The sequence below is a fragment of the Sphingobacterium sp. E70 genome (assembly GCF_019285695.1).
Lineage (GTDB): Bacteria > Bacteroidota > Bacteroidia > Sphingobacteriales > Sphingobacteriaceae > Sphingobacterium > Sphingobacterium detergens.
Map to the genome: position 1 here is coordinate 715594 of NZ_CP079104.1, position 12445 is coordinate 728038.

The 12445-nt window shown below is 38.0% G+C and carries 21 protein-coding genes; 9 read left to right on the plus strand and 12 right to left on the minus strand.

Annotation, left to right across the window (positions count from 1 at the left end; genetic code table 11):
* Nucleotides 1-92 precede the first annotated feature (92 nt).
* From KUH03_RS05210 to KUH03_RS05225, 4 genes are all read right to left on the minus strand, one after another.
* Nucleotides 93-800, minus strand: coding sequence for an RNA ligase family protein (locus KUH03_RS05210; protein WP_257091880.1), 708 nt, complete (start codon nt 798-800; stop codon nt 93-95).
* Complete coding sequence (locus tag KUH03_RS05215; RefSeq protein ID WP_257091881.1) at nt 797-1036, minus strand: RNA ligase family protein; 240 nt, start codon at nt 1034-1036, stop codon at nt 797-799. The genes KUH03_RS05210 and KUH03_RS05215 overlap by 4 nt, the downstream gene beginning before the upstream one ends.
* A gap of 263 nt (nt 1037-1299) precedes the next feature.
* A complete protein-coding gene (locus KUH03_RS05220; protein WP_257091882.1) occupies nt 1300-1788 on the minus strand; it encodes a hypothetical protein in 489 nt (162 codons plus the stop codon).
* A 38-nt stretch (nt 1789-1826) separates the two neighbouring features.
* Nucleotides 1827-2108, minus strand: coding sequence for a hypothetical protein (locus KUH03_RS05225; protein ID WP_257091883.1), 282 nt, complete (start codon nt 2106-2108; stop codon nt 1827-1829).
* 699 nt (nt 2109-2807) lie between these two features.
* Between KUH03_RS05225 and KUH03_RS05230 the strand changes: the two genes are divergently transcribed.
* Complete coding sequence (locus KUH03_RS05230) at nt 2808-3206, plus strand: hypothetical protein (protein WP_257091884.1); 399 nt, start codon at nt 2808-2810, stop codon at nt 3204-3206.
* A 143-nt stretch (nt 3207-3349) separates the two neighbouring features.
* Nucleotides 3350-3961, plus strand: a complete 612-nt coding sequence (locus KUH03_RS05235; protein WP_257091885.1) for a hypothetical protein — start codon at nt 3350-3352, stop codon at nt 3959-3961.
* A 43-nt stretch (nt 3962-4004) separates the two neighbouring features.
* Here KUH03_RS05235 and KUH03_RS05240 read toward each other — a convergent pair whose 3' ends face one another.
* The 4 genes from KUH03_RS05240 to KUH03_RS05255 all read right to left on the minus strand — a co-directional run bounded on the left by KUH03_RS05240 (nt 4005) and on the right by KUH03_RS05255 (nt 6478).
* Nucleotides 4005-5141 carry an MFS transporter gene (locus tag KUH03_RS05240; RefSeq protein WP_257091886.1) on the minus strand — a complete coding sequence of 379 codons (1137 nt, stop codon included), beginning with the start codon at nt 5139-5141 and terminating at the stop codon, nt 4005-4007.
* An 89-nt stretch (nt 5142-5230) separates the two neighbouring features.
* Complete coding sequence (locus KUH03_RS05245) at nt 5231-5833, minus strand: helix-turn-helix domain-containing protein (RefSeq protein ID WP_257091887.1); 603 nt, start codon at nt 5831-5833, stop codon at nt 5231-5233.
* A gap of 20 nt (nt 5834-5853) precedes the next feature.
* Complete coding sequence (locus KUH03_RS05250) at nt 5854-6075, minus strand: hypothetical protein (RefSeq protein WP_257091888.1); 222 nt, start codon at nt 6073-6075, stop codon at nt 5854-5856.
* A gap of 31 nt (nt 6076-6106) precedes the next feature.
* The gene (locus tag KUH03_RS05255; RefSeq protein ID WP_257091889.1) at nt 6107-6478 is read right to left on the minus strand and encodes a hypothetical protein; all 372 of its coding nucleotides are present in this window, start codon (nt 6476-6478) and stop codon (nt 6107-6109) included.
* A 378-nt stretch (nt 6479-6856) separates the two neighbouring features.
* Between KUH03_RS05255 and KUH03_RS05260 the strand changes: the two genes are divergently transcribed.
* The 7 genes from KUH03_RS05260 (at nt 6857) to KUH03_RS05285 (ending at nt 10494) form a co-directional block, all read left to right on the plus strand.
* Nucleotides 6857-7261, plus strand: coding sequence for an NUDIX domain-containing protein (locus KUH03_RS05260; RefSeq protein ID WP_257091890.1), 405 nt, complete (start codon nt 6857-6859; stop codon nt 7259-7261).
* A gap of 140 nt (nt 7262-7401) precedes the next feature.
* Nucleotides 7402-8070, plus strand: a complete 669-nt coding sequence (locus tag KUH03_RS05265; protein WP_257091891.1) for a hypothetical protein — start codon at nt 7402-7404, stop codon at nt 8068-8070.
* Nucleotides 8019-8339 (plus strand): hypothetical protein, encoded by a 321-nt coding sequence (locus KUH03_RS05270; protein WP_257091892.1) that lies wholly within the window; start codon nt 8019-8021, stop codon nt 8337-8339. Before KUH03_RS05265 ends, KUH03_RS05270 begins: the two co-directional genes overlap by 52 nt.
* Nucleotides 8340-8618: 279 nt before the next feature.
* The gene (locus KUH03_RS05275) at nt 8619-8903 is read left to right on the plus strand and encodes a hypothetical protein (protein ID WP_257091893.1); all 285 of its coding nucleotides are present in this window, start codon (nt 8619-8621) and stop codon (nt 8901-8903) included.
* A 280-nt stretch (nt 8904-9183) separates the two neighbouring features.
* Complete coding sequence (locus KUH03_RS05280; RefSeq protein ID WP_257091894.1) at nt 9184-9720, plus strand: GNAT family N-acetyltransferase; 537 nt, start codon at nt 9184-9186, stop codon at nt 9718-9720.
* A gap of 244 nt (nt 9721-9964) precedes the next feature.
* Nucleotides 9965-10252 (plus strand): NADPH-dependent FMN reductase, encoded by a 288-nt coding sequence (locus KUH03_RS48140; protein ID WP_373564641.1) that lies wholly within the window; start codon nt 9965-9967, stop codon nt 10250-10252.
* Nucleotides 10171-10494 (plus strand): NADPH-dependent FMN reductase, encoded by a 324-nt coding sequence (locus tag KUH03_RS05285; RefSeq protein ID WP_373564781.1) that lies wholly within the window; start codon nt 10171-10173, stop codon nt 10492-10494. Before KUH03_RS48140 ends, KUH03_RS05285 begins: the two co-directional genes overlap by 82 nt.
* A gap of 90 nt (nt 10495-10584) precedes the next feature.
* Here the strand turns inward: KUH03_RS05285 and KUH03_RS05290 are convergent, their stop codons facing one another.
* The 4 genes from KUH03_RS05290 to KUH03_RS05305 are packed head-to-tail and all read right to left on the minus strand — an operon-like array spanning nt 10585 to nt 12441.
* Complete coding sequence (locus tag KUH03_RS05290; protein ID WP_257091895.1) at nt 10585-11010, minus strand: peroxiredoxin; 426 nt, start codon at nt 11008-11010, stop codon at nt 10585-10587.
* A gap of 38 nt (nt 11011-11048) precedes the next feature.
* Entirely contained in the window at nt 11049-11456 is a 408-nt protein-coding gene (locus tag KUH03_RS05295; protein WP_257091896.1) for a hypothetical protein, read from the minus strand.
* A 12-nt stretch (nt 11457-11468) separates the two neighbouring features.
* The gene (locus KUH03_RS05300) at nt 11469-11801 is read right to left on the minus strand and encodes a hypothetical protein (RefSeq protein WP_257091897.1); all 333 of its coding nucleotides are present in this window, start codon (nt 11799-11801) and stop codon (nt 11469-11471) included.
* A gap of 1 nt (nt 11802) precedes the next feature.
* Nucleotides 11803-12441, minus strand: a complete 639-nt coding sequence (locus KUH03_RS05305) for a hypothetical protein (protein WP_257091898.1) — start codon at nt 12439-12441, stop codon at nt 11803-11805.
* Nucleotides 12442-12445 lie beyond the last annotated feature (4 nt).

Sequence of the window (12445 nt, forward strand, 5' to 3'; positions counted from 1 at the left end):
GGGAGTTTCCACATCACGAAACAATATTTCACGTGCTGTCTGTGCACCTTTTCGCGCATGACTTGGCGAACTAATCCGTCCCTGTCCATCGACTACGGTCGTAGACCTTTTTCGACGTCGTGCAGTAATGCGGCAGCCCAAAGCAGCTCTTGTCGTTGCCTACCTAATCTCCTATAGATATTGGATTGTTGCAATTGCTCAAGCACTAGCTGGGTATGAATAGCAACATTACCTTCTGCGTGATGAATCGGATCCTGCGGAACATTCCGCATAGCTTCTACCCAGGAAAATTGCTTTTCCAGTTTTAGCCAATCTTTATCTGTTGTTAATTTCCATTCCATTAGTTTTTTCCCTTTCCCAAATAAGTTTCGTTCTTTTCCAGGCTTTAGTCCAATGTTCATCCGTCTGTACATGTCCTTTGCGCACATACTTAAAGATATTATGCTGAAATTTGGAGGCGGGATAAGCCCCGCATTTCGGCAAACCAGACCTTCTGAGGTACAGCTAATTCCTGTTCCAGGATCTACAGACCCAAAGATCGAAGGTTGAGATGCCAGGTGTTGTACAGTTTTTTCCAACTGTGTTTCCGTCAGATCTCGTACACTGTCCGATCGCAATACTGGTACCATCGGCAAGTCAAACAAGTTAGCATAGAAGGTAACTTCCTCCCATGAAAGCCAGACCTCGTTGATTCGAGCCGCAAATACAAAGTAATAATGCTCCAACTGTGTATACGCTATAGAATGAACCGCATAAAGGTTTTCACCGAAAAACTCCAGGTCGCCCAAATCATTTTTCAATCGTCCCCAATGTTCCCGTAATTGTGCTGTCCAGGGGATGTCGTTGGAGCAGCATGTGACCGGGCAAATACACCTCGTTTGGATAGACAATTGTTTTCGCCATCCAATTTTTCAGTGTAAAGTAGCTGTGAAAAGGATTGTATATCCGTCCAGTACTCGTGATTAAAACGATCGTCACTGCTGGTTCCCGGTGAAAAAGGAAAATGGTAGGTACGACCATATTTTGTTGATTCCATTTTTAAAATTAAAGTGAATAATACTGATTAAAAACACAGGTATAGCAGTAATCGAGTTGGGTATCTATCCCATCTGATTAAATTCTTCCTGCATATTGGCACAGTATTACATGACCTTACGTTCTAAAAATGTATAACAATTATGATCTATTTTGGCAAAAATAGATAAATTTCTATAAAAATAAAAAACCGCTATACCATCAGACATAACGGAAAACCAAAACCTATAAATAAAGCCCCTTTATGCAGGGTTCATATGGCTGTTATATTCTAATATGAGCATCCCATCCCGCACGCGTGTAATCTTGTTGATTATTTAAGAAAAGCTTAACATTATGTCCTCTAAGGCCTTTCCCACTTCTCAATATTTCACTAAGCTGTTCCCGCTGAATATTTTGCAACAGCATTTTCTCAATAAAGGGCTGTAATTTCAGGTCATCCGCCACACGTTTTATTGGGTATTGTACAAAGAACATATTGATCGCATAATTTTTTGATATTTTGACAATCCAGTCTTCCATCCCGATCTTCTTTAACTGATCAAAGATTGTCGGGCAATCCAATGTTGTACCGTTACGCAAGATAACACATTTAGTTTCTGCTGTTGTATATACGGCGACAATATCAACAAATCTCAGTTGCTGCAGGTTGATCTGTTGTACAAATTCTCCCCGCTTATCTAACAGGTCCCCCAATAGATATACATCGATGTTATCAATATCCACTCCATAGGGCCTTTCTTTCCTCTTCATCCCACTCTCTTTTATGGTTCGCTTTTCGTTTAGAGAAATTATCGCAGGGGTCTGTTCGAACTGTTCAAATGTGGGTCTTTTTTGATAAATGGTCTCCTTTTTGTCACCATTGGCTGTGGAGCTGGTAGTTCTTTTTCTAAACTTACATTGTGCACTATCTGCATGAGTGGCCGATTATAGATAACAGCAAGGTTTTGCCGTTGGCCAACAGAATGATAGAGTAACGACCAGTTTTCTCGCATATAGACCATTAGACTATATGAAACAAAAATAGTGGCATAACGAATACCATAGATCTGCATATGTAATTCAAAAAGCATCGATCGTTCCACTGACGACTGACTGTAAACAAAGATAACAGCTACATATAAAAGTATGAATGGAAAAACAGAAACCAATAAAAGTGAAAAGAAAGCGATAAAATGCAGAATAATATCTAGTCCGGGTATGTTTTTGGCCTGTTCCCCAGTCGCTCACGCATGTAAGGTACACTCCAGTACGTAGGCAAATTAAGTACTAATGATACTATTGTTGCTCCAATCCAAAAACACAGAGCATAATAACAACCAAAATCCAATATTTCAACTGATCTGACCGGTCCAAAAAACCTTGAAACGATATTGTTTTTAGATTAAAAACAATAGACAGCATCAGCGAACTCAAAAAATAAATGATAGATTTCATGACGTTTCTCCGAATTAATATCTGGTTAGGATAACTAAATTAATAATATCTACTCACAAAAGTATACTAATATAACAAACACTATCGAAATCACAAAACAAAACATTACGCAAACGATAATATTTATAAAAAAATAACAAAAGAATAACACGATTAAAAGCTCTGATACGATGATAAACGAATGTTAATTGCTATTTTAGAAAGTCAATTGATGTATTAGAAAGGTATAACCGACCAATAACCTACATTTCACTGTCGTGTTATCATATTTTTAAGCAAAAATCACACTATTTATGATCAAAGATTGAGATATTGTAATATAATAAATTTAAATAATGAAACAGCAATTCAACAACCATGGTGTAGCCAAGGTACAATTTAGAATCTTGGCTTTGCCAGAAAGTTTGCTCGCAGTCGAGGTAAATGCTATTCGTCAAAACTTTCTATCCTGGATGGCCGCAAACTTCGCATTGACCACTAGTCAAAAATTTCAATTGATGACTATGCCTGATGATTTACAGGAAACTTTAAGCCAAGCTATCGCTAATAGCTACGAACTTGGGCAGGCCGTTCAGTTTTTCAAAGAAACAGCTTCTAAGGATGATCAACCTGATTTGAAGGATATCGTGATCAACGGTGCCGAAACAATGGCTGAGTTAAACAGCCAAGGTCTCAGAAAAGCTGATTTCACAGGACAGCTGGCAATTAATATTCGCTATAAAGTGAGTATGTAATTTATTGAACGAATATCTAGTCCAAAACAGGGCTAACCCAATAAACACCTTTAACACTAATATCCGGTTTCTTTTCAATCCTCGGGATAGAAAAGAAACCGGATATTAATACCAAGGGCTTTCTTGACGCTATTTGTAATGAAATGAAGATATTGGATAACAAAATCAGATCGCGATTTAATATGCTATTTATCTGGCCTCAGAAATTATATACCTACAGTAGCATTGGCCAAGGTTTTGATACGGCTACGCAATACAACATACATTGCGCTAATATAGCCAGAAGCCTTACACGACTATCGAGCAGACCAATTACAGTAGATAAATTCCTTTCTCCCGCGGCTTACAGCAAACAATGTAACAATTCAAATGAACGGGTTCCGCTTCCCTTCAAAACATGCTACACTGTTTGCCTTTGGCAGCCTTATTTTTGGTTAACTGACACTTATTCGGCCTTGATCCAAGGCAATGATCAGCTCAATCTACTCAATGACGCCAACCTCCATACAGCTGCAGCTCAAGCCGACATACTTTTCTTTAGTAGTGGTGGTAACTTTTCGGTCAATGACATTTTAGAGCAAATCGACCTCAGTGATAAATATGTTATTATTATCTCCACCTACAGTGAACAAGAAATACGTACGAATATCAAGCACCGCATCGACCATTATCAAAATGCATACCTCGTCGATTCACAAGCTGAGTTTGACCAGTTCATTGCCAATGTGCTAGTTAAGGCTACCAAACAGGATTAACAGCAAGCTAAAGCTTGTAGTCCTAGCCATCGTTAAGGTTTAATTATTTATTTTTCTGAACGATCAAAATCCACATGGATACTGCTGCTGCCAAGCCACCGAAGAAATAGATGGATTGATACCCATGCCATCCTGCGATAATACCCGCAACTGGTCCGGCTATTCCTAGCGAAATATCAAAAAATGCAGCATAGGCGCCCAATGCCGTTCCACGCATCTGTGGACTTACCTTTTGTATAGCGAGCACACCAAGTGCTGGGAAAATTAGTGAGAATCCTATTCCAGTGAGACTACAACCTATAATCGCCATGGCTTCCGAACGAGCGAAACCAATCAGCATCTGCCCTATCATTTCAATCGCTAAGGAGACCATAGCCACCTTATAACCACCAAATCTATCCGGAAAAGAAGCACAAAATACTCTTGTCAAAACATAGAAACCACCGAAAGTTAAAAATGCTAAGGACGGATTTATCCAGCTTTTCTCCGTAAACAGCAGCGTGATAAAAGATGAGATACAGGCAAATCCTATGGAAGAAAATGCTAACGCAAGCCCCTGTTCAGAAATCATCCCGATCACCTTATAGAAAGGCGTCCGTTGATGCGAGGGATCCACTGGCAGATTGGGTAGCTTGATTGTGCAGATCCAACTTATGGCAGACAACATAATCATTAACCCAAAAACATGGCTCGTACCCCAAGATGCGGATAGATAGAGAGCTAAGGGCGCCCCCAAGGCAATACCCGCATACATGGCAATACCATTCCAGGTCATAACTTTCCCCGATTTTTGATGCCCCACTAGTCCAATACCCCAAGTTAAAGCGCCAGTAATAGCCAAACTTTCAGCTATACCATGTGCTATTCTTGCAACAAAAAGCATCAATAAAGCCAATAAGTGAAAATCCCGAAGATGATATGCTGTCATATAGATCAGGCCTGTTAGCATTGTCATAATGACACCATACTGCTTAGCGGTCTTAGCACCCTTGGTATCAGCCATTTTTCCAGCAAAAGCTCTGGTTAACAAGGTGGCAATAAATTGAATTCCCACTACCGCTCCCACAATTAAAGGGCTAAAATGAAGTTCATTTTTATCAACGCAGGAACTGTTCCCAACGTGATACCGATGCAGAGGTATATCGCAAATACCGAAATCATAATCGGACTGATTGTCCACATCGATTGGTTTTCTTCTTTCATATCTGTATATATTATTTAAATTTTACAGATGCAAAATTAGATAGCCGTTTAGTATATTATAGGTCGTTATTCATGCATATGATTGGACAAATGATGGTTATTTTGTCGAAACTGCCCTGCGGTGCACCCCAAGTTTTTCTTGAAAAACCTCGTAAAGTAGGTATGGTCTTCGTAGCCGAGACTAAAAGCGATTTCTTTGACATCCATATTTGTATAAAATAGTAGTCGTTGTGCTTCCAATAATACTTCGTTCTGTATCCAATAGCTAGCAGTAAACCCTGTTATCTCCTTACTTACTTCGTTGAGATACAACGGTGTTATATGGAGTTGCTCAGCGTAGTCTTTTACCTGTTTAACTTCCTTAAACTGTTGGCTTATTAAGTTTTTAAACATCGTCACAAGCAGGTATTTGTGGCTACCTGTTTTCTTATGTATTTGACTTTGGGGTACAAAAGCTGCTGTTAAATACCCTATCAAGGCATTGACCTGTGCATGGAGAATAGATTGATAGAAGATTTGCTCTCCTTGTTCGATAAAATCGTATAAGATCGCAGCCAGTGTAAATACAGGATGATCTGGTTGCAAGCTGATAACCTGTCGATTATACATAAAAGAATCCATCATAGTTCTATATTCCGTAGGAATCAGTTTAGGCTCTACAAAAAGCATCCAGCATTTGGCTTCTTCATTTAATAGACATTGGTGAACTTGACGGGAGCTACGAAACAGATCGAAACTCCTTCGACTGTCCATTGTTTAAAATCGATGGTCCAACATGACCGCCCCTTTTGCTGTAGGATAAACATATAGTGATCGTCCCGATGGGGTACGGCAGGTCCTTGAGAGAGATCCTTAAAGGGAAGCATCTCAATTCCCTGGGTGGATAATTCCTTGTTATGGATGGGTATCATAGTTTTCAGTAAGCTGCAAAATCTATACCTTCTAAAGTTGCGACTGCAATCGGATCCAGTTCAAGATAAGAAGTAAAATAAAGATACCAAGGATATACTTTTCGACTTTATTAACTTTGACTGCACCAAATTTCCAGACGCAGCCCCGATCGATAATGAGTAGGAGCAGGTTTGGAATCAGACCAAATATCCCAATGTACATCGCCATTAATTTATCAGGAGCAGAATGCCCTGTGGCCAATACTATAATAGTTATCACCACACCGATAAACCCAAGTATCCCAAGGATGAAAAAGATCGTACCTTTTGCTTGTAAGAATTTTATCATCTTTAGTTTTTTATTCAATTCCACTTGAAGTAATGTTGGTTTGTTGTTAAGATTGCTCAAAATTACGGATTTCAATGCTTTAAAAGATAAAAAAACAAGCCCCGAAAAATTCGGGGGCAAGTGGTCCAAAGTCGGTTCATTTTTCTAGTTCACTAGGAATGTTCCGAACCTTGCAACCAAGGATAATAGCTAAGTTAGTTAATTTAAATCACACTATTATCCATGAGCTTTTATTTAGCGCTCCAGTTTAATAAATCCAGCCCATTATAATGCAAAAATTTGTATTTAGTTTATTATTATCTAAATCGGTTTTATTGAGGATATCCTCGTTATTTAGTTGGTTAACGAGGACGATGATCATATGAAAATTTGCACTCGAAAATCTTGGAGTGAGTAAATATGAGAAAATTTGTTAGCTACATTTTTGTTATATTCGACCATTAAATAACACACATGGACAATAACATCATTGATAAGGTCGCATTAATTCATATTTCCAATAAAAAAATTTTAAGTACTCGCTCCAAATCTAAAGACAAACTGTACTTTCCCGGTGGAAAAAGAGAACATGGTGAAACTGATTTAGCATGTTTAACGCGAGAAATACATGAGGAGTTAAATGTCAATATTGTAGAAAACTCCGTCAGTTTTTTTGGTGTTTTTGAAGCAGTGGCTGATGGACGTGAAAAGGATATTGTAGTACAAATGTCCTGTTATTTTGCTGAGTTTACTGGCACATTGACAGCTTGTAACGAAATAGAGCACTTTGAATGGATAAGTTTTGCTGATAAAGATAGAACTTCAGCCGTAGACCGTTTAATACTACAAAAGCTATACGATCTAAAGCTTATTGATTAAAGGAGAGTAGAAAACTTCTATTAAGCTATTGTCTCTCAAATCGCTTTATTTGTTTCTCTCAGTCAGACACTGGTCTGCGCATCAGATCAACAACACCGCTCAATACGACATTGGAAAATTAATTTTAGTTCGCATTTATAATGGATAGAATCAAACCTTTATTGATATTTATAGCTTTAGTATTGTCCCTCAAGTCATTTTCACAGGAACAACTCTATTACTTTACCAATGCAGATAGTAATCTGGTTGGCGTGCGTACACTATCTGGCAAGACAATTATCCCATTGCAATTTCCAATGATCGGATACTATGATTTTGAAGACCCCATAACGACAGCTTTTATTGAATTTTCCTATACACTACCTGATACAATGACCAACCGGATGAACCCCAATCAATCAGTAGGCTGCGTATATGATAGAGAAGGAAATTTCATATATACTCCATTTCTTTATGATAATGGTCCTGACTATTGGCAAGAAGGCATCCGTCGTTATGTCTCTGATGGTAAGGTGGGCTATGTTGATATAAACAATATAATCTTAACCCCAGCTAAAACTGGCTTTGCAGACATGTTTAACTATGGTTATGCCTCATTCTATGAAGGGGCTGTATCAAAAGTCTATGAACCTGGAGGTGAACACTGGACAGTATCCCCACCGATGGCAAGGGCGAAAAATATCTGGTCAACCGAGACGGGCAAAAAGTGCTTGGAAATAAAAGCCCAGCTTCGACTAAAGACTATTACTATGAAGGGTTGTACTATCCATATCCTTTTCGCTACACTGCTGCCGAACAGCTTATCCTGAATGGTTTAAATCAATTTACAGCGATTCAGAAAGTTGATAAACTGTTATTTTCGAACGGTCAGGCCAAATCAGATACTATTCAATTTGAAATCGTTGGAAGGCCTTCAAAATTCACTCCTTACTACACCGTACAGGGATATAAAGGGCAGCATGCAGACGACAATTGGGTAATTGAAGCTACAGCAAATGGCCAATACTTTTATACGCGATATAGTGAACGAGTTGCGCTCGGGAAATGGATTGATGAGCAGCTAGCAAAAAATCAATAACATCTATAATAAAGTAAAATAATGTAAGAATCTAGAAAATAGAACAGAACGCACACAATTAATTATAAACTTTTATTATTAAATAAATTTATCGATATTTAATTTGATACGCTTTATTCTCGAATATATTTTGTAGATCTTTACTCAAATTAACCGTATGAATAGTATAAAGGCCACTGCAACCCATTTTCGCTATAAAAAGCATCCTGGAGATTTATTTAGGGACACTTCTGTTCAATTACTACCACACCCCTATAAAAATCAGTCAGAGTTTTGGGTATGGTTTCATCCTCGTACCATCGCAGTGAAGATATTGCCGATCTGAACGAGTTGTATAAACAACTCCACAATTTTTCCTGCCGGGAGGAAATCACAGAAGCTAATCCGGAATTATGTTATGCCGGCATACCCAAAGAACGAATTACCGAAGAAATAAAACTTCTTGAGCACAAAATATATCAGGATTGTTTCGAAAACTTCTATTTATTGATTATTGAAGGACATATTGAATTAATAGAGAACAATCAGCATGGGAAAATGAATCTCTATCTTAATTATTGTTAGCCACTATTATTTTAGACTGTCAGTTTTTAGCTAACCTACGCAATGAATGTTCAGCCTCATATTGTGGTGGTATACATATTTAATTGTATTGATTATCCTGAAGTATCCGTATACAAATGAGTAAAAGCTGATATTTATGAAATTCGACCTTATTCAAAAAAGTGGAAGAACAAAGATAATTGTAAAAGCGGATATCATTTTAAAAATGATATGTAAATTTGTCTTAAATACTTGGCAACCTTAATTCAATTGTTTACAACCATTTTATAACACCGATAAGATGAATGACTTTCCTAGATTAGAAACAGATAGACTTATTCTCGACAAAATAACTGTGGAAGATATTCCGCAGATAGTAATATACCTTCAGGACAAGATCTTTTCTGATTATACGTCAAATATTCCATACCCCTATCGGAAGGAAGATGCTGAATTTTGGCTTAAACTATCGGCCGAGGCCTTTAAAAATCGAAAGGGATTTACCTTTGCAATTCGGGATAAAACGGGGAAATTTCTTGGAGCTATAGGTCTTCACGATGAAGGTTCGGATAAAGCGGAATTAGGTTATTGGATTGGCATTCCAAACTGGAATAATGGTTATGTTACTGAAGCGGCAAAAGCTATTATCGATTATGGGTTCAGAGAATTGAATTTCAATAAGATCTATGCCACTTATTTTCCTCACAATCCTGCTTCAGGAAAAGTCATGGATAAAATAGGTATGAAAAAAGAGGCCCTACTGAAACAGCATCTGAAGAAAAATGGGAAATATTATGATATCCCAATGTATTCTATTTTTAAAGAAGATAGGAGATAATATTTTACGCGCTTAAGGAAATAACAGTCCAGTTGTTGTTCGATCTCAGCAGAATTGGATTTGTTTTTACTTTCTAGCGGATAAGATATTGTTGATGATACTAGACTCATCTTTTCAAGCAGATATTTACCTATCAGCATATAAAATAATACTACCCTACTATAATCCAATAATGAAATTGAGGAGCCGTTTTTATCGAAAAATTCGGTAAATTCACGGTATAGACAAACACACAAAGCACAACATGAAAGTATTTGCATTTGCTGGAAGCAATTCTTCCACCTCAATCAATAAACAATTAGTCAAGTTTGTTCTGAAAAGTTTTAGTGACCATGAAATAAACTTGATTGATCTCAACGATTATAATATGCCTGTTTTTTCTGTCGATCTGGAAAAAATGGTTTTCCAGAGGAAGCACATCGTTTTCTGGATAATATTACCGAAAGCGATATCATTATCTGTTCATTGGCGGAGAATAATCGTTCGTATAGTGTTGCCTTTAAGAATGTTTTCGACTGGGCTTCCCGGATAAACGTAAAGGTATTTCAAGACAAACCAATGTTACTAATGACTACCTCTCCTGGCGGCTATGGTGGTGGGAATGTCATGGCCGAGGCTCAAAAATTCTTCCCGCAATTTGGCGCTATCATCAAAGAAAGCTTTTCACTGCCAAAATTCTATGAAAATTTTGATCTGAACAATGGTGTCATTAACCCCGAGCATCTCAGCACACTCAACGAAAGAATAGACAACTTTAAGAAACAACTATTCTAATCATTTTTTCAATCGCATGGATGTTGACACAGAGAATCCACTTTTTTGAGTTAAAAGGGGCATTGCATTGAAATGTCCCCTTTTATAATCTTATTTGATTAATTCTGTGAGTCTATCAGTTAGTTGTTTGCCTTTTAAATTAATACCGACGATCTTCCCCTCAGGCGATATCAAATAATTTTGCGGGATAGCCTGAATACCATATAGCTGGGCAGCGTTATTTTGCCAACCATTTAAATCAGATATCTGCGGCCATTTCAAACCATCTTGTTCGATGGCTTTTGTCCAATTATCTTTCTTTCCTGGTTTATCGAGTGAGATTCCCAAGATTTCAAAACCGGGTCCTTTAAATTGCTTATAGATTTCAACTAAATGTGGGTTTTCGGCACGACAAGGACCACACCAAGAAGCCCAGAAATCCAATAGTACATATTTACCCTTGAAATCCGATAATTTAAGCAAGCGACCATCTGGTGTCAATTGTCCGAAATCTGGTGCTGGTTGTCCAATTCCCAATTTCTTGGCAAGTAGTATTTCTCTTTCAAGCTTCTCTCCTATTGTTGTTTTTGTAAGTCAACAGATAATTTGAGAAACAGAGGTTCAATCTGGCTGACATCACTTCCATGCCGTGCTACTTCCTGAAGTGCCAATAAGCTAAAATAATTATCCGGATTTTCGACAATAAATTTACGCTGTGCCTGTACACGCAGCTCTTCGATTTTCTCGATCTCTGTCGAGACCTGCCTCAGTGCTTCTTCGTTTCGACTTTTATCCTGATATAAGTCAGCACGTTTGGATTGCTGAGTGATCAGCTGCTGCTCATAGGAATGTAAATAATCTTGATATTTCCGATAAGCAGCCTGCAATTGCCCTCCTTTTACAATAGATGATTCAAAAGGATCTTTAATAACAATTTCTGTATTAGCCTCAAGAGGGTCTACATAAAATGTAAGGCGTTGCATGGGTCCCCCTTTCTATGGAAAAAATGAAGTACCATCTTTAGAATAAAACAATATGACCTGTGTAGGTTCATCAATTTGTCCTTTGTAAGCTACATGTGAAGAATTTAAACTTACGGAATCTATTTTCAGTTTTTGACCAACAAAATAGCGGACAAATACCTTGGCCTCTGAAGAAGGAGACTGTCTGTTGAGAGTCAGCTTAAAATCTTGTTTTTGTCCCACGACAATTCCAATCATAGATAAGCTCAAAAGAGCTGATATAAATATTTTTTCATGTTGATTGTTAAAGTGCTTTGGCACGCTCCAGTAGCGCATCCGCCAGCTTAATGATTTTGAAGTTTCCAATTCAGCCAAGCCTCTCGCAGCTTCTGCCGCTTTGACGGCTTCCTTCTTTTTTATTCAATGCAATGCAGATATCTGCCAGGGTTCCCTGATTGGAATAACTCGATGGATTAATCTCTGCTGCCTGTTTTGCAAGGATGTAACATTGTTTAAGGATAGCAGGTTTAGCAACGTCTCCTTTTGCATTGGCATTACGCCGTGCAATAAAACTAAGCTTCTCATCCTCGTCTTTTAGGAGTCCCTTCCGCAATTTTTCAGTCAACGAAACAAACTCTTTTTCTGTACCATGAGCTGCGATCCATTCAACCTGATACATTGCAGCGTCAATCTTGTGTTCCGGTTTATTTGACTGCTCAAAATAGACCAGTCCTTTTCTAAATTCGTCGGCTTTGCTATCACGGATGTAACCATACATCGCATATCGCAAGAGCTGTATTTCCTTATTCTCAAATTCAGTTGCCAAGGCTATGCTTTTAAAATACGTCTTATTTGATTCGAAAAATTTACCATAGCGATCCTCCATACTCTGTGCCATCATTTTTATCGTTTCCCAACCATTTGGGCTTCTTAAAAACTCATCAGTGGCAACACTATCCAAAGCTTTTTTGGCATTATTTGTAGCCTTATTGTCCGTCTGTTCCATAACT